At 45.5% G+C, this 19,608-nt stretch carries 23 protein-coding genes; 18 read left to right on the plus strand and 5 right to left on the minus strand.

The genetic code is table 11. The annotated features are described in order from the left end of the window. Positions 1–53 precede the first annotated feature (53 nt). The 8 genes from metK to ruvX all read left to right on the plus strand — a co-directional run bounded on the left by metK (position 54) and on the right by ruvX (position 6,784). Entirely contained in the window at positions 54–1,208 is a 1,155-nt protein-coding gene (metK, locus tag CAG69_RS11505; protein WP_005381027.1) for a methionine adenosyltransferase, read from the plus strand. Between the two features lie 402 nt (positions 1,209–1,610). Beyond that, positions 1,611–2,408, plus strand: coding sequence for a DUF2189 domain-containing protein (locus CAG69_RS11510; protein ID WP_005381026.1), 798 nt, complete (start codon positions 1,611–1,613; stop codon positions 2,406–2,408). 68 nt (positions 2,409–2,476) lie between these two features. After that, on the plus strand, positions 2,477–2,974 hold the full coding sequence (locus CAG69_RS11515; protein ID WP_161444268.1) for a SprT family zinc-dependent metalloprotease: 498 nt from the start codon (positions 2,477–2,479) through the stop codon (positions 2,972–2,974). 150 nt (positions 2,975–3,124) lie between these two features. After that, complete coding sequence (endA, locus tag CAG69_RS11520; RefSeq protein WP_047008832.1) at positions 3,125–3,820, plus strand: deoxyribonuclease I; 696 nt, start codon at positions 3,125–3,127, stop codon at positions 3,818–3,820. A gap of 116 nt (positions 3,821–3,936) precedes the next feature. After that, positions 3,937–4,668, plus strand: coding sequence for a 16S rRNA (uracil(1498)-N(3))-methyltransferase (rsmE, locus tag CAG69_RS11525; protein ID WP_005393970.1), 732 nt, complete (start codon positions 3,937–3,939; stop codon positions 4,666–4,668). A gap of 13 nt (positions 4,669–4,681) precedes the next feature. Beyond that, the gene (gshB, locus tag CAG69_RS11530) at positions 4,682–5,632 is read left to right on the plus strand and encodes a glutathione synthase (protein ID WP_006743090.1); all 951 of its coding nucleotides are present in this window, start codon (positions 4,682–4,684) and stop codon (positions 5,630–5,632) included. Between the two features lie 128 nt (positions 5,633–5,760). Then, a complete protein-coding gene (locus tag CAG69_RS11535; RefSeq protein WP_161444269.1) occupies positions 5,761–6,324 on the plus strand; it encodes a YqgE/AlgH family protein in 564 nt (187 codons plus the stop codon). Positions 6,325–6,358: 34 nt separating this feature from the next. Further along, the gene (gene ruvX / locus CAG69_RS11540; RefSeq protein WP_005381017.1) at positions 6,359–6,784 is read left to right on the plus strand and encodes a Holliday junction resolvase RuvX; all 426 of its coding nucleotides are present in this window, start codon (positions 6,359–6,361) and stop codon (positions 6,782–6,784) included. A 61-nt stretch (positions 6,785–6,845) separates the two neighbouring features. Here ruvX and CAG69_RS11545 read toward each other — a convergent pair whose 3' ends face one another. Together CAG69_RS11545 and CAG69_RS11550 are read right to left on the minus strand one after the other, a co-directional pair. After that, entirely contained in the window at positions 6,846–7,952 is a 1,107-nt protein-coding gene (locus CAG69_RS11545; RefSeq protein WP_006743091.1) for a PilT/PilU family type 4a pilus ATPase, read from the minus strand. A gap of 20 nt (positions 7,953–7,972) precedes the next feature. Then, the gene (locus CAG69_RS11550) at positions 7,973–9,013 is read right to left on the minus strand and encodes a type IV pilus twitching motility protein PilT (protein WP_005381015.1); all 1,041 of its coding nucleotides are present in this window, start codon (positions 9,011–9,013) and stop codon (positions 7,973–7,975) included. A 28-nt stretch (positions 9,014–9,041) separates the two neighbouring features. On the opposite strand from CAG69_RS11550, the gene CAG69_RS11555 reads away from it, so the two are divergent. From CAG69_RS11555 to hemW, 7 genes are all read left to right on the plus strand, one after another. Next, on the plus strand, positions 9,042–9,743 hold the full coding sequence (locus CAG69_RS11555) for a YggS family pyridoxal phosphate-dependent enzyme (RefSeq protein WP_054575409.1): 702 nt from the start codon (positions 9,042–9,044) through the stop codon (positions 9,741–9,743). A gap of 157 nt (positions 9,744–9,900) precedes the next feature. Beyond that, on the plus strand, positions 9,901–10,719 hold the full coding sequence (gene proC, locus CAG69_RS11560) for a pyrroline-5-carboxylate reductase (protein WP_161444271.1): 819 nt from the start codon (positions 9,901–9,903) through the stop codon (positions 10,717–10,719). Positions 10,720–10,771: 52 nt separating this feature from the next. Further along, positions 10,772–11,329 (plus strand): YggT family protein, encoded by a 558-nt coding sequence (locus tag CAG69_RS11565; protein ID WP_005381012.1) that lies wholly within the window; start codon positions 10,772–10,774, stop codon positions 11,327–11,329. Beyond that, positions 11,329–11,619, plus strand: coding sequence for a DUF167 family protein YggU (yggU, locus tag CAG69_RS11570; RefSeq protein WP_054577162.1), 291 nt, complete (start codon positions 11,329–11,331; stop codon positions 11,617–11,619). Before CAG69_RS11565 ends, yggU begins: the two co-directional genes overlap by 1 nt. Before the next feature lie 128 nt (positions 11,620–11,747). After that, entirely contained in the window at positions 11,748–12,179 is a 432-nt protein-coding gene (locus CAG69_RS11575) for a DUF4426 domain-containing protein (RefSeq protein ID WP_005381010.1), read from the plus strand. 118 nt (positions 12,180–12,297) lie between these two features. Then, on the plus strand, positions 12,298–12,900 hold the full coding sequence (locus tag CAG69_RS11580) for an XTP/dITP diphosphatase (protein WP_006743095.1): 603 nt from the start codon (positions 12,298–12,300) through the stop codon (positions 12,898–12,900). Between the two features lie 18 nt (positions 12,901–12,918). Continuing rightward, a complete protein-coding gene (gene hemW / locus CAG69_RS11585) occupies positions 12,919–14,097 on the plus strand; it encodes a radical SAM family heme chaperone HemW (RefSeq protein ID WP_042521300.1) in 1,179 nt (392 codons plus the stop codon). 90 nt (positions 14,098–14,187) lie between these two features. Here the strand turns inward: hemW and glsB are convergent, their stop codons facing one another. The 3 genes from glsB to trmB form a co-directional block, all read right to left on the minus strand. Continuing rightward, entirely contained in the window at positions 14,188–15,108 is a 921-nt protein-coding gene (glsB, locus tag CAG69_RS11590; RefSeq protein WP_005381007.1) for a glutaminase B, read from the minus strand. Between the two features lie 98 nt (positions 15,109–15,206). Further along, a complete protein-coding gene (locus CAG69_RS11595; RefSeq protein WP_104974790.1) occupies positions 15,207–16,235 on the minus strand; it encodes a TRM11 family SAM-dependent methyltransferase in 1,029 nt (342 codons plus the stop codon). A gap of 17 nt (positions 16,236–16,252) precedes the next feature. Next, the gene (gene trmB / locus CAG69_RS11600) at positions 16,253–16,972 is read right to left on the minus strand and encodes a tRNA (guanosine(46)-N7)-methyltransferase TrmB (protein ID WP_048626017.1); all 720 of its coding nucleotides are present in this window, start codon (positions 16,970–16,972) and stop codon (positions 16,253–16,255) included. Between the two features lie 203 nt (positions 16,973–17,175). Between trmB and mutY the strand changes: the two genes are divergently transcribed. The 3 genes from mutY to CAG69_RS11615 form a co-directional block, all read left to right on the plus strand. Further along, positions 17,176–18,252 (plus strand): A/G-specific adenine glycosylase, encoded by a 1,077-nt coding sequence (gene mutY / locus CAG69_RS11605; protein ID WP_161444273.1) that lies wholly within the window; start codon positions 17,176–17,178, stop codon positions 18,250–18,252. A 19-nt stretch (positions 18,253–18,271) separates the two neighbouring features. Continuing rightward, the gene (locus CAG69_RS11610; protein WP_005381002.1) at positions 18,272–18,544 is read left to right on the plus strand and encodes an oxidative damage protection protein; all 273 of its coding nucleotides are present in this window, start codon (positions 18,272–18,274) and stop codon (positions 18,542–18,544) included. A gap of 78 nt (positions 18,545–18,622) precedes the next feature. Continuing rightward, on the plus strand, positions 18,623–19,608 hold a 986-nt coding region (locus tag CAG69_RS11615; protein ID WP_161444275.1), incomplete at its 3' end, for a murein transglycosylase domain-containing protein.

The following is a 19,608-nucleotide window of genomic DNA, read 5'->3' on the forward strand; positions in this document are numbered from 1 at the left end:
TCGCTGGAGAGTTTATCATTCCCCAGTTTTAAACCAGATATAGTGGAGCTAACATGGCTAAGCACCTGTTTACTTCTGAGTCAGTATCAGAAGGTCATCCAGATAAAATTGCAGACCAGATTTCTGATGCGGTTCTTGACGCGATTCTAGAGCAAGATCCAAAGGCTCGTGTTGCATGTGAGACTTACGTTAAAACCGGTATGGTAATGGTGGGTGGTGAAATCACGACTTCAGCATGGGTAGACATCGAAGAGTTAACTCGTGAAACCGTTCGTGAAATCGGCTACGTACATTCAGATATGGGCTTTGACGCAGATTCTTGTGCGGTACTAAACACAATCGGTAAACAGTCGCCAGATATCAACCAAGGTGTTGATAAAGCTGACCCTAAAGAACAAGGTGCAGGCGACCAAGGCATCATGTTTGGTTACGCTTGTAACGAAACTGAAGTACTAATGCCAGCGCCAATTACTTACTCTCACCGTCTTGTTCAAAAGCAAGCAGAAGTTCGTAAAAACGGCACACTACCTTGGTTGCGTCCTGATGCAAAATCTCAGGTAACATTCCAATACGATCAAGGTAACATCGTTGGTATCGACGCGGTTGTTCTTTCAACTCAACACTGTGATTCAATCTCAACTTCAGACCTGCGTGAAGCGGTAATGGAAGAGATCATTAAACCAGTGCTACCTTCTGAGTGGATCAACAAAGAAACAAACTTCTTCATCAACCCAACGGGTCGCTTCGTAATCGGTGGTCCTATGGGTGACTGTGGTCTAACAGGTCGTAAGATCATCGTAGATACTTACGGCGGCGCAGCTCGTCACGGTGGCGGTGCTTTCTCTGGTAAAGATCCATCAAAAGTTGACCGTAGTGCAGCATACGCAGCACGTTACGTAGCGAAAAACATCGTAGCGGCTGGCATGGCTGACCGTTGTGAGATCCAACTTTCTTACGCAATCGGTGTTGCTGATCCAACGTCTATCATGGTGGAAACGTTCGGTACTGAGAAAGTATCTCACGACATCATCATTGAAGCAGTTCGTCAATTCTTCGACCTACGTCCATACGGCCTACAAGAAATGCTTAACCTTCTTCAACCTATCTACAAGAAGACAGCGGCTTACGGTCACTTCGGTCGTGAAGAATTCCCGTGGGAAGCGACAGACAAAGCTGCACTTCTACGCGATTTCGCTGGCATCAAATAATCAAGCTAAGCAAGAATCAATCAAGCCCTCGCCTATGGCGGGGGCTTTTTATTTTCAGCAACTTTTATCCAGCCATTTAAGCTCATACCGCCCTGCCCCACAAAGCAGTCCTGTTTCTCCCTCATTTTTATACCGAATAAATTTTAAGCAATTATTTGTAAATTATCCCATCTCCGCCAATAGTTAAAATATTGTTAATTCCAATTTAAATAGAGACGTCGGATGCTGGCGACTGTGGCAGCAACACTTAAGTAAAGACATGAGTCAGGCATCTTTATGGCCGATACCAAACTAAGCCAATGCTCAGATGTAAGCTTGAAAAAGTCGCCTCAAGTTTGACTGAACAAAAACCGCTGTCAGTTGGTATAAGCGGATAATGTGGGAATAAATCAAGGAGGAGTTATGCCTCGAACTGTTAATCCATCGGACTTCCACAACAAACGAAAGGAAGTGCCAGATAACGAATACGCCAGAACCATACCGTGCAATACGGTCAATCTTTCTGCACCTTTTCATTGGCTCGCATTAGGTCTGCATGATTTCGTGCGAATGCCCCTCATCAGTGCTTTCTATGGCATCTGTTTTATGGCGGCTGCGATAGGTATTGTTTTGCTCGTACAATGGCAAGGCACACACTTGGTCGTCATGCCCAGTTTGATTGTTTATATGTTAATTGGTCCGTTTCTCGCGCTCGGTTTGTATGATGCCAGTTGGGAGAGAGAGCGCGGACACAAAGCTAGCTTGTTCCATTCAATGAAAGCGATCGGTCGTAACTCAACATCTCAATGGGCATTCGCCGTGTTACTCGCAGTGTGTATGATATTTTGGATGCGCATTGCCGCTCTACTTCATGCGCTCTACCCTTCTGTTCAAGGGGCACCTTTAAGTGAGTTCCTACCCTTCCTTGTCATCGGCTCTTTAGTTGGCTTTGTTTTGGCTTGTGTGGTGTTTAGCATTTCAGCCTTTTCTATTCCGCTCATGATGGAGCGTCGCGTAGACATGATGACCGCTGTATTTACCAGCTTTAATGCCGTGAAATCCAACATTCCAGCGATGATTGTTTGGGCAGCGATCATCTGCGGCGGTATTCTTATCGGCTTTGCGACCTACGGGATCGGAATGTTGTTTACCATGCCAATTCTAGGCTACGGTACATGGCACGCTTACCATGCCACCATCAAGAAAAAACACACTCCGTAATTAACTGATGCTATGATCTGGCCCTCGCAAATGCGGGGGCTTTTTTATTTGATTTATCGAGGTGAATTGTGGATATAGAACTAAGCTATAAAGCCAAGCAAGTGATGGCGGACTGCATCGCGATGGCAGAGCAAGCTTTCAAACGTTCTTTCCCTATTCCAACAATCACCTTCAACGTCCGCGGGAAAGCGGCAGGAAAAGCCTACCTTCAATTAAATCAAGTTCGCCTAAACCCCGTTTTATTTCGCGAAAACACCCAAGCGTTCTTAGATGAAGTCATTCCTCACGAGGTCGCTCACCTAATTACCTATCAGATTTACGGACGAGTTAGGCCTCACGGCAAAGAATGGCAAGGTGTCATGGAAGCCGTATTTAAAGTGCCAGCCAAAACCACTCACAGCTTTGAAGTAAAATCCGTTCAAGGTAAAACCTTTGAGTATCGTTGTGGTTGTATGACCTACCCTCTATCGATTCGCCGTCATAATAAAGTGCTGCGCAAAGAGGCAACGTATTCTTGTCAAAAATGCCGCCAACCACTTAACTTCACGGGCATTCAGTTATCGTAATCTATATCTCATAGTGTTACTTGCGTTCCCAAAATAAAGATCGAGTTTATCAAAACCTTCCCTTCGCTATTTATTGTTAACTTACTCATCACTAAAGCTATTTTATGCGTGTTATCATGAATAAAGTCATACTTTATAAAGACTTTAATCATGAAATACCTATTCTCTTTGTTACTTATCGCGCTTTCTAGCACTGCGGTTGCCGCGCCACCAAGCTCATTCTCTGCCGCCAAACGTGAGGCGGTAAAAATTTATCAAGACCATCCAACGAGCTTTTACTGTGGCTGCAACATTCAATGGCAAGGCAAAAAAGGCTCCCCAGATTTAGCCTCTTGCGGTTACCAAGTCCGTAAACAGGAAAAGCGGGCCGCACGAATCGAATGGGAGCATGTGGTACCTGCGTGGCAATTTGGCCACCAGCGTCAATGCTGGCAAGATGGTGGACGTAAAAACTGCAAGAAAAAAGACAAAACCTTTCGCTTGATGGAAGCAGACCTGCACAACCTAACCCCTGCCATTGGTGAAGTAAACGGTGACCGTTCGAACTACAACTTTAGCCAATGGAACGGCATCGATGGCGTGAGTTATGGTCGCTGTGAGATGCAAGTGAACTTTAAGCAGCGTAAAGTCATGCCACCAGACCGTGCTCGAGGTTCGATTGCTCGTACCTACCTATACATGAGCAAAGAGTACGGCTTTAAATTATCAAAACAGCAAACGCAGTTGATGAGTGCTTGGAACAAAACCTACCCAGTCGATAAATGGGAATGTGAGCGTGACGAGCGCATTGCCAAAGTACAAGGCAATCATAACCCATTTGTTCAAAAAGCCTGTCGCGCACTCTAGTACTCCTCTACCTTGAAGCGTTTCAATAACTGATATTGAAACGCTTCTTGCCCCTTGTTTTTTCGGTAGAAAGCATCCATGTTAGGGTTTAAGTTTATTCTCTTGCTGGAAATCTCATGCGTATCCCTCGAATTTATCATCCAGAAACCATTCATCAACTTGGCTCACTTGCTTTAAGTGACGACGCAGCAGGCCATATCGGCCGTGTTCTGCGCATGAAAGAAGGCCAAGACGTTCTCCTATTTGACGGCAGCGGCGCAGAATTCCCAGCGGTTATCAGTGAAGTCAGCAAAAAGACGGTTTTGGTTAACATTACTGAGCGTGTAGAAAACAGTATTGAATCCCCTTTAGACCTGCACCTTGGTCAAGTTATTTCACGTGGCGATAAGATGGAGTTCACTATCCAAAAGTCAGTGGAACTTGGCGTCAATACCATCACACCTCTGATTTCCGAACGTTGTGGCGTCAAGCTTGACCAAAAGCGCTTTGAGAAAAAACTCGCGCAATGGCAAAAAATCGCCATCAGTGCCTGTGAGCAGTGTGGACGCAATGTCGTTCCAGAAATTCGTCCAATTATGAGCTTGGAAGAGTGGTGTAAAGAAGAGTACGATGGCTTAAAGCTCAATCTTCATCCTCGTGCTAACTACTCAATCAACACACTGCCAACACCTGTTGAGAAAGTGCGCCTACTGATCGGCCCTGAAGGCGGTTTATCGTCTGAAGAGATCGAGATGACTCGAGAATATCAATTTGAAGAAACGCTACTCGGCCCTCGCGTTCTGCGCACCGAAACAGCGGCTCTGACAGCAATTACAGCCTTACAAGTTCGTTTCGGCGATCTTGGTTAAACGGAGAAAAATAATGATCAAACTCGGCATTGTGATGGACCCAATTTCGTCCATTAACATCAAAAAAGACTCTAGCTTTGCCATGATGCTTGAAGCGCAACGACGCGGCTATGAAATCCACTACATGGAAATGAATGATCTGCATCTCGATCAAGGCGTTGCCATTGCAGATACTAAAGTGGTGGAGCTAAAAGAAGATCCAAACGGTTGGTACGAGTTCAAATCAGAGCAAACGATCGAACTGTCTGAGCTAGACGCTGTACTAATGCGTAAAGATCCTCCGTTTGACACAGAATACATCTACGCGACTTACATCCTTGAGCGTGCAGAAGAACAAGGTGCACTGATCGTTAACAAACCTCAAAGTCTACGTGATTGTAATGAAAAACTGTTTACAGCGTGGTTCCCTGAGCTGACACCAACGACAATCGTGACGCGAAAAGCAGAGAAAATTAAAGAGTTTCGTGAAAAGCATGGTGATGTCATCCTAAAACCGCTTGATGGTATGGGCGGCGCATCTATCTTCCGTGTAAAAGAAAACGACCCTAACGTCTCTGTAATCATCGAGACACTGACCAACCACGGTCAAAACTACGCAATGGCGCAAACCTTCGTGCCAGATATCAGCAACGGTGACAAACGTATCTTAGTCGTAGATGGTGAACCAATGCCTTACTGTCTAGCTCGTATTCCTGCAAAAGGTGAAACGCGCGGTAACCTTGCAGCTGGTGGCACAGGTGAGGCTCGACCACTAAGCGAGACCGATATTAAGATTGCTCAAACTGTGGCTCCTACACTGAAAGAAAAAGGCCTTATCTTTGTTGGCCTTGACGTAATTGGCGATAAGCTAACGGAAATCAACGTCACCAGCCCAACCTGTATTCGCGAAATTGAAGCAGCTTTTGACATCTCAATCACTGGCAAACTGATGGATGCGATTGAGCGTCGAGTAAAAGGCGAATAACTCAAACTGTATTACAGTTAATAGAGAGCGTAGTACATTAACTTAAGCAAACTCATGCACATACCTAGATGGTAAACTGTATGATGTTTGCTTAAGGGCATTTACGAGAGTTAAGGGTCAATATGAGTATGAATCTCACAAATCACTTTTTGGTTGCCATGCCTGGGATGAAAGATCCGTACTTTCAAAACAGCGTGATCTACGTTTGTGAGCACAGCGAAGACGGCGCTATGGGGTTGATGATCAATGCTCCTGTTGATATCACCGTCGGCAACATGCTCAAGCAGGTGGAAGTTCAGCCAGTACACCCGCGCCTATTTGAAGCCAGCCTAGATAGACCAGTCTACAATGGCGGCCCAATCTCGGAAGATCGTGGTTTTATTCTGCATAAACCTAAAGATTACTACGAGTCCAGCGTTCAAATGACCGATGACCTCGCGGTAACCACTTCACGTGATATTCTTTCGGTGTTAGGAACAGAAGCAGAACCAAGTGATTACTTAGTGGCACTTGGCTACTCAGGTTGGAGTGCAGGCCAATTAGAAAATGAGCTGGTCGAAAACTCTTGGCTCACCATTGAAGCGACGCCTGAAATTATCTTTAATACACCAATCAACGAGCGTTGGAAGAAAGCGGTCGAAAAGCTGGGCATCGACCCCAGTCATCTTTCAGCAGACTCTGGACATGCTTAGTCCGAAATACAGTTACATTAGATAGAGACACCTTATGTCACGCACAATTATGGCTTTTGACTTTGGAACCAAAAGCATTGGTAGCGCTATTGGCCAAGAAATTACTGGTACAGCTTCCCCATTAAAAGCCTTTAAAGCCAATGACGGTATTCCAAATTGGGACGATATCGAAAAGCAAATCAAAGAGTGGCAGCCAGATTTGCTAGTGGTCGGTTTACCAACTGATCTTCATGGCAAAGACCTTGAGACCATAACCCCTCGTGCACGAAAATTTGCTAAGCGTCTGCAAGGCCGATACGGCTTACCTGTTGAACTGCATGATGAGCGTTTATCTACAGCAGAAGCTCGTGCGGAGTTGTTCAGCATGGGCGGCTACAAAGCCCTATCGAAAGGGAATGTGGACTGCCAGTCAGCGGTGGTGATTCTAGAAAGCTGGTTTGAAGCCCTCTGGGGTGAATAAAACACAATACTCAAAACAAGAAAAGGTTGGCAAGTGCCAACCTTTTTTCGTCTAAACACGCTTAATCCATATCGATCTTAACGTTAGCAAGACTGCCCGTAGAGAATGCTTCGCCACGCTGTGTTTTCAACATCAAGCGCAAATCATTCGCCGAATCGGCACTGTGCAGCGCATCCTCTTCGCTGATCTTACCTTGCATCACCAACTTATAAAGAGATTGATCGAACGTCAGCATACCAAACTCATTTGAGCGAGCCATGGTTGACTTCAACTCATGCAAATCTCCGCGACGGATCAAATCAGATACTCGTGGGCTATTTAGCAAGATCTCAAATACACCATGGCGCCCCTGCCCATTCTTATCTCGGATCAGCTGCTGACCAACCACACCTTTTAGGTTCATCGACAAATCAAACAAGAATTGTTCTTTTTGATCTTTCGGTACCAAGTGAAGAATGCGCTCTAAAGCTTGGTTGGCATTGTTGGCGTGCAACGTTGCCATACACAAATGGCCCGTTTCGGCGAAGGTCATCGCGTATTCCATTGTTTCACGGCTACGGATCTCGCCAATCAAAATCATATCTGGTGCTTGGCGCAGCGAGTTTTTAAGCGCAACTTCATAGCTTTCCGTATCTAACCCAACTTCGCGTTGAGTCACGATACAGCGCTTATGCTCATGAACGAATTCGATCGGATCTTCGACCGTCAAAATGTGCCCCGTCTTGTTGCTGTTTCGATAGCCCGTCATTGCCGCCATTGTGGTGGACTTACCTGACCCAGTAGCACCAACCACCAGCACCAAACCACGCTTGGCTATCGCTAAATCTTGTAACACTAACGGTAACTTTAATTGCTCAAAGGTGGGAATATTGGTTTCAATACGACGAATCACCGCACCCGGTAATTCCCGTTGAAAAAAAGCACTAACACGGAAGCGGCCACAATCTCTCACAATGGCAAAATTCGATTCACGACTTTTACGAAATTCCTGACGCCGATCTGGCTCCATAGCACTGTCGAGTAATGCCGCTACATCACTCTCGGTGAGTTTTTCACCTTGAGGTCGCAATTCGCCATCCACGCGAAACAAAATTGGCGCACCAACCGTGATGTAAAGATCCGACGCTTTCAGCGCCAGCATACCTTCGAGAAATTTATTTAGATCCATCTTCCGTGTTCACCTACGTATTACGAGAATTGCTGCACTTCTAACCCGATCTTACTATCGACCTCTTCACGAGCGACCATACCTTGTGCCATTAACTGACGAGCATTTTGCTCCATGGTTTGCATGCCGTGAGCCGCACCAGTTTGAATGATCGAATACATCTGCGCGACTTTGTCTTCGCGGATCAAGTTACGAATCGCAGGCGTTGCCATCATGATTTCATGGCATGCAATACGGCCACCACCATTACGCTTCAGAAGCTTTTGCGCAATAACCGAACGAAGGGACTCAGATAGCATCGAGCGGACCATATCTTTATCACTACCAGGAAACACATCGATAATACGGTCAATGGTTTTTGCCGCTGAGCTAGTGTGTAACGTGCCGAACACTAAGTGCCCCGTTTCCGCCGCCGTTAACGCAAGGCTGATGGTTTCTTTGTCACGCATCTCACCAACCAGAATGACATCCGGGTCTTCACGCAATGCGCTGCGCAGTGCGTTTTGGAAACTATGCGTATCACGGTGTACTTCACGCTGGTTGATCAAACATTTATTGTTGTTGTGAACAAATTCAATCGGATCTTCAATTGTGAGTACGTGCTTGTTGTGATTACGATTAATGTAGTCAACAATGGCTGCTAAGGTCGTCGATTTACCAGAACCTGTTGGGCCAGTAACCAGAACTAAGCCTTTTTCAGCGTTCGCAATTTTTTTGAAGATCTCGGGAGCTTCCAGCTCTTCCAAAGTTGGAATGCTACTTGGAATGGTACGGAATACTGCCGCACAGCCACGAGATTGGTTGAAAGCGTTGACACGGAAACGACCAACGTTATGCAACTCAAAAGAGAAGTCGACTTCGAGTTTTTCTTCGAACTCACTGCGTTGGGCATCGTTCATGATTTCGAAAACCAAACGATGCACTTCTTGGTGTGTAAACGCTGGAATGCCTAGTTTTCTCACATCCCCATCAATACGAACCATTGGTGGGACACCTGCAGAAAGATGTAGATCCGAGGCATTATGTTTTACACTAAAATCCAGTAACTCAGTGATATCCATTTAAAATCCTTAAGTCTAAAGTACAGCTATGAGTAGTATTCAACAAAATATTGAACATATCACCTCTCAAATTCGATATGACGAGCAAAAATGTGGTCGAACTCCAGAGTCAGTGCAACTTCTAGCGGTAAGCAAAACTAAACCTGTCGAGGCAATTCTCGAAGCCTACCAAGCGGGACAAACCGCCTTTGGTGAAAACTACGTCCAAGAGGGCGTCAGTAAAGTTCAGCACTTTGCCGAGCATTATCCAGATAATCGAATCGAATGGCACTTCATTGGCCCGATTCAGTCGAATAAATCGCGACTTGTTGCTGAACATTTCGATTGGGTTCACACCATCGATCGAACCAAGATTGCTCAACGCCTGAATGATCAGCGTCCCAGTGAACTTAAACCGCTACAAGTTCTGATTCAGGTTAACACCAGTGGTGAAGCATCTAAGTCTGGTGTCACCGAAGCGGAAGTATTCGAGCTGGCGGAGTTGATTTCTCGCCTACCCAACCTCACTTTAAGAGGGTTGATGTCGATTCCTGCCAACGTGTCTGACTACGAATCACAACTTCATGAGTTTCAGAAGTTGGCCACATTGAAGCAAACACTCGAAGCTCAGTTCCCAGAAATCGATACATTATCAATGGGAATGAGTGGTGATATGACCGCTGCAATCGAAGCTGGTAGTACAATGGTTCGTATTGGAACCGCTATTTTCGGCGCACGAGACTACAGCTAAATTAACAAAACGCTCACTCGCGACATAAATTCGTCGTTAAATTAAAGAGTAAATCGCGCAATCATCTTACTCGCCAATAGGAGCAGTAAGTAACAGCGGCGCCATTATACACCTGAGCGCACAACAAACTCTAAATATCATGATGGAAATCAGACAAATGGAACATAAAAAAATCGCCTTCATTGGTGCTGGCAACATGGTGAGAGCCATTGTTTCTGGCTTGGTTGCTAACGGATACCCAGCGCAAAACATTACCGCGACAGCTCCTTCAGAGGCTCGCCGTCTTCCGCTAGAACAAGATTTTGGCATCCGTACCACCAGCGATAACATCCAAGCGGCGACCGAAGCGGATGTGGTGGTATTGTCTGTGAAACCGCAAATGATGGCTGATGTTTGTAAACCACTGCAAGCGATCGATTTCACTAATAAACTGGTGATTTCTATTGCCGCTGGCATCAACTGTTCACGATTGGATGATATGCTAGCCACCAAATTGAACTTGGTTCGTGTTATGCCAAATACACCATCACAACTGGGATTGGGCATGAGTGGTTTATTCGCACCAGCCCATGTAACTGAGCAAGACAAAGCTTTTGCCGCAGAGTTAATGGAAGCGGTCGGTAAGGTATGCTGGGTTGAGCGAGAGTCTGGCATTAATAATGTGATTGCCGCAGCAGGCAGTGCTCCGGCATACTTCTTCCTGTTTATGGAGGCGATGCAAGCAGAAGCGATTGCGCAAGGCTTTGATAAAGAGACTGCTCGACTATTGGTTCAACAAGCTGCATTGGGCGCGGCCAGTATGGTGGTTAGCAACCCAGAAACTGAGCTATCGACCCTGCGTGAGAACGTGACATCGAAAGGTGGGACAACGGCAGAAGCACTGCGTACATTCAACGAACATCAACTTTCAGATATTGTCGCTAAAGCCATGCAAGCTGCTGTGGCTCGCGCGGAAGAAATGGAAAAACTGTTTTAATTATTTGGATGAACTCCGTTTAGTATCATCCATCACTTGTTAAGGGTACCTTATGAATTCAATGAGTTTTCTCATCTCAACCCTATTTGACCTGTACATCATGGTCGTAATTTTGCGAATTTGGTTGCAAGCTGCGCGCGCAGACTTCTACAACCCATTCTCGCAATTCATAGTAAAAGCGACTCAGCCGGTCATTGGTCCATTGCGCCGCGTTATCCCTTCCGTGGGGAATATTGACCTAGCAACCGTGTTGTTTGCCTACGTGTTGTGTGTGCTTAAATTTGTCGTGCTTATCCTAATAGCTTCGAACGGTTCCGTCTCTTTCAGCGCTGACTTCTTATTCTTGGGCTTATTATCATTAATCAAAGCCGCAGGTGGCCTATTGTTCTGGGTACTATTGATCCGTGCAATTTTGAGCTGGGTAAGCCAAGGCCGCAGCCCTATCGAGTACGTATTCCATCAACTGACCGAGCCAATGTGCGCTCCAATCCGTCGTATTCTTCCGGCTATTGGTGGTCTTGATTTAAGCGTACTGGTGTTATTTATCGGCTTGCAGTTCGCGAACTTCTTAATGGGCGATATCATTGGTCCAATTTGGTTCCAGCTATAATGTCAGCTGCAGTTTGGCAAGATGGTGAGGACATCATCCTGAAGCTCTATATTCAACCTAAAGCTAGCCGCGATAAAATCGTTGGCTTGCATGGTGAAGAGCTAAAAATCGCCATTACTGCTCCACCTGTCGATGGCAAAGCTAATGCACACCTAACTAAGTTCTTAGCCAAGCAGTTTAAAATCGCTAAGGGCTTGGTTCACATAGAAAAAGGTGAATTAGGACGGCACAAACAAATTCGGATAGAATCGCCTACCCAGATACCGATAGAAATTAAAGCCATCATATGATGGCTTTTTATTTACGATTTTGTACCACACTTACTAATACCAACGACTGAGTACGCATTTTTTACCCCCTGACCAAGGTAAAATTGCAGCTATGGTTGTTTTATAACAAGTGCTTTGAGGAAGTAACAATGAGCAAATGGATTACCGCATTACTGATTAGCCTGTTGTCGTTACCAAGCTTCGCCGATCAGTTTAAAAATATGAAAGATATCGAAGTACACTATGTCGCGTTTAACTCAACATTCCTAACACCCAAAGTCGCACGTAGCTACGATATCAAACGTAATGGATACCTCGCTGTGGTTAATATTAGCGTGTTAGATAGAGCTTCATTGGGTAAGCCAGCATTAGAAGCAAAAATTGCTGGACGCGCGAAGAACCTTATCGGCCAAACTCAGACCTTGACCTTTCGTGAAGTCAAAGAAGGCAATGCGATATACTATTTAGCCGAACTGCCAATTACCCACGAAGAAACTTTTACTTTCGATATTGACGTAAAAGCTGGAAACAAAGGCTCAGGTAAGCTTAAATTCACCCAGAAGTTTTATGTTGAAGAGTAATTGGGTTGTGATGTTCCAAAAGCTTTTGGATCTAAGCAGGCTAAAAACCACTTATTAGTTAAAGAATATCTAGAGGAGAACGATTTGTTCTCCTCTATCACTATTAAAAGAGATTCCCATGAAAAAAATTGTGCTAGCAACTGGTAACCAAGGCAAAGTTCGTGAAATGGCAGATTTGTTGTCTGACTTCGGCTTTGAAGTATTAGCGCAAAGTGAATTCAATGTATCGGAAGTAGCTGAAACGGGTACAACTTTCATTGAAAACGCAATCATTAAAGCTCGCCATGCCGCACAAGAAACAGGGCTTCCTGCCATTGCAGACGACTCTGGATTAGAAGTCGATTTCTTAAAAGGCGCTCCGGGCATTTACTCTGCACGTTACGCAGGCGAGAGCGCATCTGATCAAGAGAATCTAGAAAAATTGCTAGCGGCAATGGAAGGCGTACCAGAAGCAGAGCGTACAGCACGTTTCCACTGCGTATTAGTCCTCATGCGTCACGAGAACGACCCAACGCCTATCGTCTGTCACGGTAAATGGGAAGGCCGAATTCTAACTGAAGCACACGGTGAAAATGGCTTTGGCTACGACCCAATCTTCTTTGTTCCTGAAGACAACTGTGCATCAGCCGAACTTGAACCTGCACGTAAGAAACAACTGTCTCACCGCGGTAAAGCGCTCCAGTCGTTGTTTGCTCAACTGTCTGAGCAAGTGTCTCAGTAATCACGAGCGAATTAGACCATGTTAACGCCCCCAGCACTCAGCTTGTATGTACACATCCCGTGGTGTGTGCAAAAGTGCCCGTATTGCGACTTTAACTCTCACGCGCTCAAAACCGAGATTCCAGAAGAAGAGTACATCAGTGCCCTTTTAGAAGATTTGGATACCGACATTGAGAAATACCGACTTAACGAAGCGCCACGTCCACTGCATTCAATCTTCATTGGTGGTGGTACGCCGAGTTTGATTTCGGCAGAAGGCATCGAGCGTCTACTTAAGGGCATTGAAGCGCGTATTCCGTTCAAGCCTGAAATCGAAATAACCATGGAAGCGAACCCAGGCACCATCGAAGCAGAGCGTTTTGTTGGCTACCGTAAAGCCGGGGTAACGCGTATCTCTATCGGCGTGCAAAGCTTTGAGCAACAAAAGCTTGAGCGTTTGGGGCGTATTCACGGCCAAGACGAAGCCGTCAACGCTGCTCAGCTGGCGCACCAAATCGGTTTGAACAGCTTTAACCTCGATCTCATGCACGGCTTACCTGATCAAAGCATCGAACAAGCCTTGGCAGATTTGGACAAAGCGATTGAGTTGGCACCGCCGCACTTGTCTTGGTATCAGCTGACCATCGAACCAAACACCATGTTCTACTACAAGCCACCAACGCTACCTGACGATGATGACTTGTGGGATATTTTCGAGCTCGGACACCAAAAACTTGCAGCCGCGGGTTATGTGCAATATGAAATCTCCGGTTACAGCAAGCCGGGCTATCAGTGTCAGCACAACCTCAACTACTGGCGCTTTGGTGATTACCTTGGTATCGGTTGTGGCTCTCATGGCAAACTCAGTTTTACCGACGGACGTATTATTCGAACGACAAAGGTAAAACACCCGCGAGGCTATTTAGCGGCTTATCAAAATATGGTCAAACCTTATCTGCATACAGAACATGTCGTCGCGGATGAAGATCGTCCATTCGAGTTTTTTATGAACCGATTCCGCTTAATCGAAGCCTGTCCGAAGCAAGATTATGTGGACACCACGGGCTTACCGCTTAGTACGATTCAAGAAACCATCGACTGGGCGATAGAAATGGGCTACCTGAGTGAAACGGCTACCCATTGGCAAATTACTGAAAAAGGGAAGCTCTTCCTTAATGATTTGCTCGAAGCCTTTATGGCCGAAGAAAGCGAAGAGTAACGCAACCCCAAAACAAAAAAAGCCTCTCAATTGAGAGGCTTTTTATTTAGAAACTGTGCCGTCCTAAATAAGGTTGACACATTTCCAACATTAGAAAATTGAACGGCCAATTCGCTCTGAGAGCAGCTCAAGCGCCTTAGTACCCGCAAGCGAGTTACCTGAAGGATCAAGCTCTGGAGACCATACTGAAATGGTCATTTCACCAGGTACTACCGCGATAATGCCACCACCAACACCAGACTTACCAGGCATACCAACGCGATAAGCAAACTCGCCCGCGCCATCATACAAGCCACACGTTGCTAACAGTGCATTAAGTTGTTTGGTTTGCACAGGAGAAACTACAGGCTTACCCGTTTGTACCGATGTGCCCTTGTTTGCTAAATAGCTAAACGTTTTAGCCAAATCGACGCAACTCATCTTCAGCGCACAAGCGTGGAAGTAGTTTTGTAGTACTGGAATCACCTCATTTTCGAAGTTGCCAAACGAGCGCATGAGATATGCAATCGCCGCATTACGATCACCATGCATCATTTCGGATGCCGCAACGACTTTGTCATACACAATATGGGTATCACCAGAAAGCTGACGCACAAATTCCAACAGGCGCTGACGAGGTGCAGATAAGCGAGTTTGTAACAAATCTGCCACTACTATCGCTCCAGCATTTATAAATGGATTACGAGGAATACCTTGCTCCATTTCTAGCTGGATTAGCGAATTAAATGCCTGCCCCGAAGGCTCTTTTCCCACTCGAGACCAAATTTCTTCTTGCTTGTACAAGCACATCGCTAACGTCAAGCTCAATGCTTTTGAAATAGATTGGATAGAGAAAGGTTCATCGGCATCACCCGCCTTAATAACCTCACCTTCGTTGGTGTATACCGCAATACCTAACTTGTTGCTGGGTACTTTTGCCAGAGCAGGAATGTAATCAGCCACTTTACCTTGGCCGATTAAAGGGCGTACTTCCGCCAAAATATCTGTCAAAATTTCCACTGTCGGTTTCATTCTCTACCTTCTATTTACAAGAGAACTCGTTGAGCTCAGAGGTAAAAAAAGCCAACGTGTCGTTGGCTTTTCCATAGGGTTCGTTCGACTCAAGTCGATTATGGTTTTACTGCCACAATAATATTGCGGTTGATAGATTGATCAACACGGTGAAGATAACCGATGTAAGGCTCTTCTGAAAGTACCTTCCAACCTTGCTCTTCAAATAATGCCGCGACATCTTTCCATTTCAATGTGAATTCATTGAAAGACAACACCACTGAACCTTGCTTTTTCAATACCACTTTCCATGCAGGCAGAGCCTCGTTTAAAAGCTCTAGTGGACTACGGTTCAGTTTGCTGTCCTTGGCATTTTTGCTGCCGTGCTGCACGCCGTAAGGCAAGTCAGACACCATCACATCAACTGAGTTCTTTTTCACGACTTGATCAGCGATACGAGTATCAGCCGAATACAGCTTCATAAACTGAAGATTGCCTTGGTTGTAATCTTCTTTATTCGCTGCTGCTTCAACCACGAAACCATCCGCCACTTTCTTGCCACCCGCTGTGCGCTTTTCTTTGCTCACTTTGTGCTTAAAGCGGCCATTCTTCATGAACTTAACGATAAAGGTCTGGATCTCTTGCACCCACTTGGCATTGATCTCTACCCCCACCACGTTCAAACCATGGATCAAGCCTTCAAACAAGGTTGTACCTTTACCACACATTGGATCCATTAAGGTCAGCTGCTCACTTCCCGTATTGGACGCACTAATGCCGATATTCACCATCAAGCGAGTAAACTGCTCGTTTGTTTTCCCGGTATAACGCAGAATCTGACTCATGCTTTCCGGGAAAGTATTGAACGCTGGCGCTTGAATTGGTCGAAGTAAACCATCTTCGCGCACTTCAAATAGTGCATAGTAAATCGAAGAGGCTGCGATTCTTCGCGTCTGCTCATCGCTTAGAGCTTCCTGACAAGAAAACACCAACGCTGCAGGTAAGCCAACCTCTTTACTACCAATTTCTGTCACATCCACGCCTTGTGAAGCTAAAATTGCTTTTAGCTCTGAACAGGCAATGGTCATTGCGCTATCAAAGTAAATTCGGTTATGACCCGGATTCGCTAATATCGCGTAATGGTACATCCCATGAACTCCTCTAGTTACGCGATACGCTTATATTTGATATCCCACACACCGTGACCAAGACGGTGACCACGAGCTTCAAACTTCGTTAAAGGACGGTCGTCTGGACGAGGAACGAAATCACCATCTTTAGCAATGTTTTCGAAACCTGGCGCTTGGTTCATAACTTCAATCATGTGCTCTGCGTAGTTTTCCCAGTCTGTCGCCATGTGGAAAATACCTTGATTAGGGATCAGCTTCTCACGAACCATTTCAGCAAAACCTAATTGAACGATGCGACGCTTGTGGTGACGTTTCTTGTGCCAAGGGTCTGGGAAGAACAACTGCAGTGTCGATAGGCTGCCGTTTGGAATCATATGCTCAAACACTTCTACTGCGTCATGGCACATCACACGCAGGTTAGTAACTCCCGCCTCACGCGCATCCGCAAGACAAGCACCAACACCCGGGCTGTGTACTTCGATACCAATGAAGTTCTTCTCTGGTGCATTCTTTGCCATTTCAACCAATGAAGCACCCATACCAAAACCGATCTCTAGTACAACGGGGTTGTCGTTACCAAACACTTCTTTCCAATCGAGAAGTTCAGCTTTGAAGTCAATACCCATCGTTGGCCAGCATTCATTCATCGCGCTCTCTTGACCTTTAGTCAAACGCCCTTCACGGCGCACAAAGCTGCGGATTTTGCGGATCAGCTTTCCGTCTTCGTTGTATTCGTTAGTGGTTACTTCACTCATTGATTTTGCCTGCACATTGATTAATCAAAGCGGGGATTATCCAAAGAATTTACTGAGGTGCAAGTATTTGTTGAGCTCTTGGCCTATGGCAGCCCAAAAGCAATAGCACACCTCTTTATATCCCTACTGTTTATCCGTTGTACTTCTTGCCCATTATGTGGTGCAATTTTGCACCTAACCAATAATAGAATACAGAGCAAGTCGTGACACCTTTCGCCAATGCCATCCTAGAATGGTATGACGCATATGGAAGAAAAGATCTTCCGTGGCAACAAAATAAGACCGCATACAGTGTCTGGTTGTCTGAAATCATGCTTCAGCAAACTCAGGTCACTACGGTTATTCCGTATTACCAACGTTTCTTGGAGCGTTTTCCAACCGTTATCGATCTTGCCAATGCTGAGCAAGATGAAGTCCTGCACCTTTGGACTGGCTTAGGGTATTACGCCCGAGCCCGTAACCTTCACAAAGCAGCACAAGAGGTCGCCTCTACATACAATGGTGAGTTTCCTCTTGATATAGAGAAAATGAACGCCTTACCGGGGATTGGCCGCTCTACCGCAGCCGCCGTTTTATCGTCTGTGTATAAACAACCACATGCGATTCTTGATGGCAACGTGAAGCGCACCCTATCCCGCTGTTTCGCAGTCGAAGGATGGCCAGGACAAAAAAAGGTTGAAAACCAGCTGTGGGAAATTGCCGAAACGCATACCCCACAAACGGACGTAGATAAGTATAACCAGGCAATGATGGACATGGGCGCGATGGTCTGCACACGCAGCAAACCCAAATGTAGCCTCTGCCCTGTTGCGGATCTGTGTGTGGCAAAACAACAAGGCAATGTGCTCGACTACCCGGGTAAAAAACCGAAAAAAGACAAGCCAATCAAGCAAACTCGTTTTGTAATGCTTCACCACAACACCGAAAATGGTCATGAAGTGTGGTTAGAACAAAGACCACAAACAGGCATTTGGGGTGGCTTATTTTGCTTCCCACAAACCGAACATGTGGATGTAGAAAACGACATTGAATTGCTACTGGATCAACGTGGCATTCAAGCCAGCAATATCAAGCAGCAGCAAACACTGATTACCTTTCGCCATACCTTTAGCCATTACCACCTCGATATCACGCCAATTTTGATTGATTTATCAAAGCAACCGGACGTGATAATGGAAGGCAACAAAGGTCTTTGGTATAACTTATCTAAACCTGAAGAAGTCGGTTTAGCCGCGCCAGTAAAACTATTGCTGGAAGCGCTACCCCACGAACTTCGTTAATTGAATACAAGGAGTCATTATGAGCCGCACTGTATTTTGTGCTCGACTAAAAAAAGAAGGCGAAGGTCTAGACTTTCAACTTTACCCTGGTGAACTAGGTAAACGCATTTTCGACAACATCTCGAAAGAAGCGTGGGCTCAGTGGCAACACAAACAAACCATGTTGATCAACGAAAAGAAACTCAACATGATGGATCCAGAGCACCGAAAACTGATCGAAACAGAAATGGTAAACTTCCTCTTTGAAGGAAAAGACGTTCATATCGAAGGTTACACACCGCCGAGCGAATAAAGTCGCTTGAGTTAAAACAATGACATCACAACCACTTGTGGTGTCATTTTTCTATTACCTTCAATAGCCCTGATACTTATGAAAAAAATTGTCTTTATTGCTGCCGCACTTTTAATGGCTGGCTGTAGCCGTGAATTCGTCGAAAAGATTTATGACGTCAACTACGAGCCCACAAACCGTTTTGCCAATAACTTAGCTGAGCTACCTGGACAATTTGAAAAAGATACCGCCGCGTTAGATGCCCTGATCAATAGTTTCTCTGGTAATATTCAAAAGCGCTGGGGTAAAAAAGAAATTAAGTACGCAGGCAAAAGTAATTACGTCAAATATATCGATAACTACCTTAGCCGTGCCGAGGTCGACTTTCGCAAAGGCGTGATCACGATTGAAACCGTATCACCTACCGAGCCCCAAAAGCACCTCAAAGAGGCGATTGTCACTACCTTACTCACGCCAGACGATCCAGCTCACGTCGACTTGTTCTCCTCAAAAGGAATCACGTTAGAAGGGCAACCATTTCTGTATAAACAAGTTGTCGATCAAGACAATAAGCCAATTCAGTGGTCTTGGCGGGCAAACCGATTTGCGGAGTATCTCATCGCAAACAAGATCAAGACCAAAGACGTAGATTTCAAGAAAGCGTATTACGTCGAAATCCCCATGGTTGAAGACCATTTTTCAACACGCAGCTACCAATACGCCGATATCGTGCGCCGAGCTTCCAAGAAATACGATATTCCAGAAGATTTGATATACGCCATTATTAAAACCGAGAGCAGCTTCAACCCGTACGCAGTAAGTTGGGCAAATGCGTATGGCTTAATGCAAGTTGTACCTAAAACCGCCGGTCGAGACGTATTCAAGCTCGTGAAAAAGCGCTCAGGCCAGCCAAGCCCTGAATATTTGTTTAATCCAGAAAACAACATCGATACCGGTACTGCGTATTTCTACATTTTAAAAAATCGTTATTTAAGAGAAGTCCATCACCCTACCTCTCTCGAGTACAGTATGATTTCCGCTTACAATGGCGGTACTGGAGGTGTTTTAAACACATTCCATCGCAG

Source organism: Vibrio sp. V43_P6S15P86, assembly GCF_009904725.1.
GTDB lineage: Bacteria > Pseudomonadota > Gammaproteobacteria > Enterobacterales > Vibrionaceae > Vibrio > Vibrio diabolicus.

Excerpts from the sequence above, each read along its gene's own strand:
- CAG69_RS11565 (WP_005381012.1), top strand. The coding sequence starts at position 10,772 with ATGAATTCAATGAGTTTTCTCATCTCAACCCTATTTGACCTGTACATC.
- CAG69_RS11550 (WP_005381015.1), bottom strand. The coding sequence starts at position 9,013 with ATGGATATCACTGAGTTACTGGATTTTAGTGTAAAACATAATGCCTCG.
- CAG69_RS11610 (WP_005381002.1), top strand. The coding sequence starts at position 18,272 with ATGAGCCGCACTGTATTTTGTGCTCGACTAAAAAAAGAAGGCGAAGGT.
- CAG69_RS11575 (WP_005381010.1), top strand. The coding sequence starts at position 11,748 with ATGAGCAAATGGATTACCGCATTACTGATTAGCCTGTTGTCGTTACCA.
- CAG69_RS11535 (WP_161444269.1), top strand. The coding sequence starts at position 5,761 with ATGAATCTCACAAATCACTTTTTGGTTGCCATGCCTGGGATGAAAGAT.
- ruvX (WP_005381017.1), top strand. The coding sequence starts at position 6,359 with ATGTCACGCACAATTATGGCTTTTGACTTTGGAACCAAAAGCATTGGT.
- CAG69_RS11595 (WP_104974790.1), bottom strand. The coding sequence starts at position 16,235 with ATGTACCATTACGCGATATTAGCGAATCCGGGTCATAACCGAATTTAC.
- CAG69_RS11555 (WP_054575409.1), top strand. The coding sequence starts at position 9,042 with ATGAGTAGTATTCAACAAAATATTGAACATATCACCTCTCAAATTCGA.
- hemW (WP_042521300.1), top strand. The coding sequence starts at position 12,919 with ATGTTAACGCCCCCAGCACTCAGCTTGTATGTACACATCCCGTGGTGT.
- proC (WP_161444271.1), top strand. The coding sequence starts at position 9,901 with ATGGAACATAAAAAAATCGCCTTCATTGGTGCTGGCAACATGGTGAGA.
- endA (WP_047008832.1), top strand. The coding sequence starts at position 3,125 with ATGAAATACCTATTCTCTTTGTTACTTATCGCGCTTTCTAGCACTGCG.
- CAG69_RS11545 (WP_006743091.1), bottom strand. The coding sequence starts at position 7,952 with ATGGATCTAAATAAATTTCTCGAAGGTATGCTGGCGCTGAAAGCGTCG.
- yggU (WP_054577162.1), top strand. The coding sequence starts at position 11,329 with ATGTCAGCTGCAGTTTGGCAAGATGGTGAGGACATCATCCTGAAGCTC.
- gshB (WP_006743090.1), top strand. The coding sequence starts at position 4,682 with ATGATCAAACTCGGCATTGTGATGGACCCAATTTCGTCCATTAACATC.
- metK (WP_005381027.1), top strand. The coding sequence starts at position 54 with ATGGCTAAGCACCTGTTTACTTCTGAGTCAGTATCAGAAGGTCATCCA.
- CAG69_RS11580 (WP_006743095.1), top strand. The coding sequence starts at position 12,298 with ATGAAAAAAATTGTGCTAGCAACTGGTAACCAAGGCAAAGTTCGTGAA.
- rsmE (WP_005393970.1), top strand. The coding sequence starts at position 3,937 with ATGCGTATCCCTCGAATTTATCATCCAGAAACCATTCATCAACTTGGC.
- trmB (WP_048626017.1), bottom strand. The coding sequence starts at position 16,972 with ATGAGTGAAGTAACCACTAACGAATACAACGAAGACGGAAAGCTGATC.
- glsB (WP_005381007.1), bottom strand. The coding sequence starts at position 15,108 with ATGAAACCGACAGTGGAAATTTTGACAGATATTTTGGCGGAAGTACGC.
- CAG69_RS11510 (WP_005381026.1), top strand. The coding sequence starts at position 1,611 with ATGCCTCGAACTGTTAATCCATCGGACTTCCACAACAAACGAAAGGAA.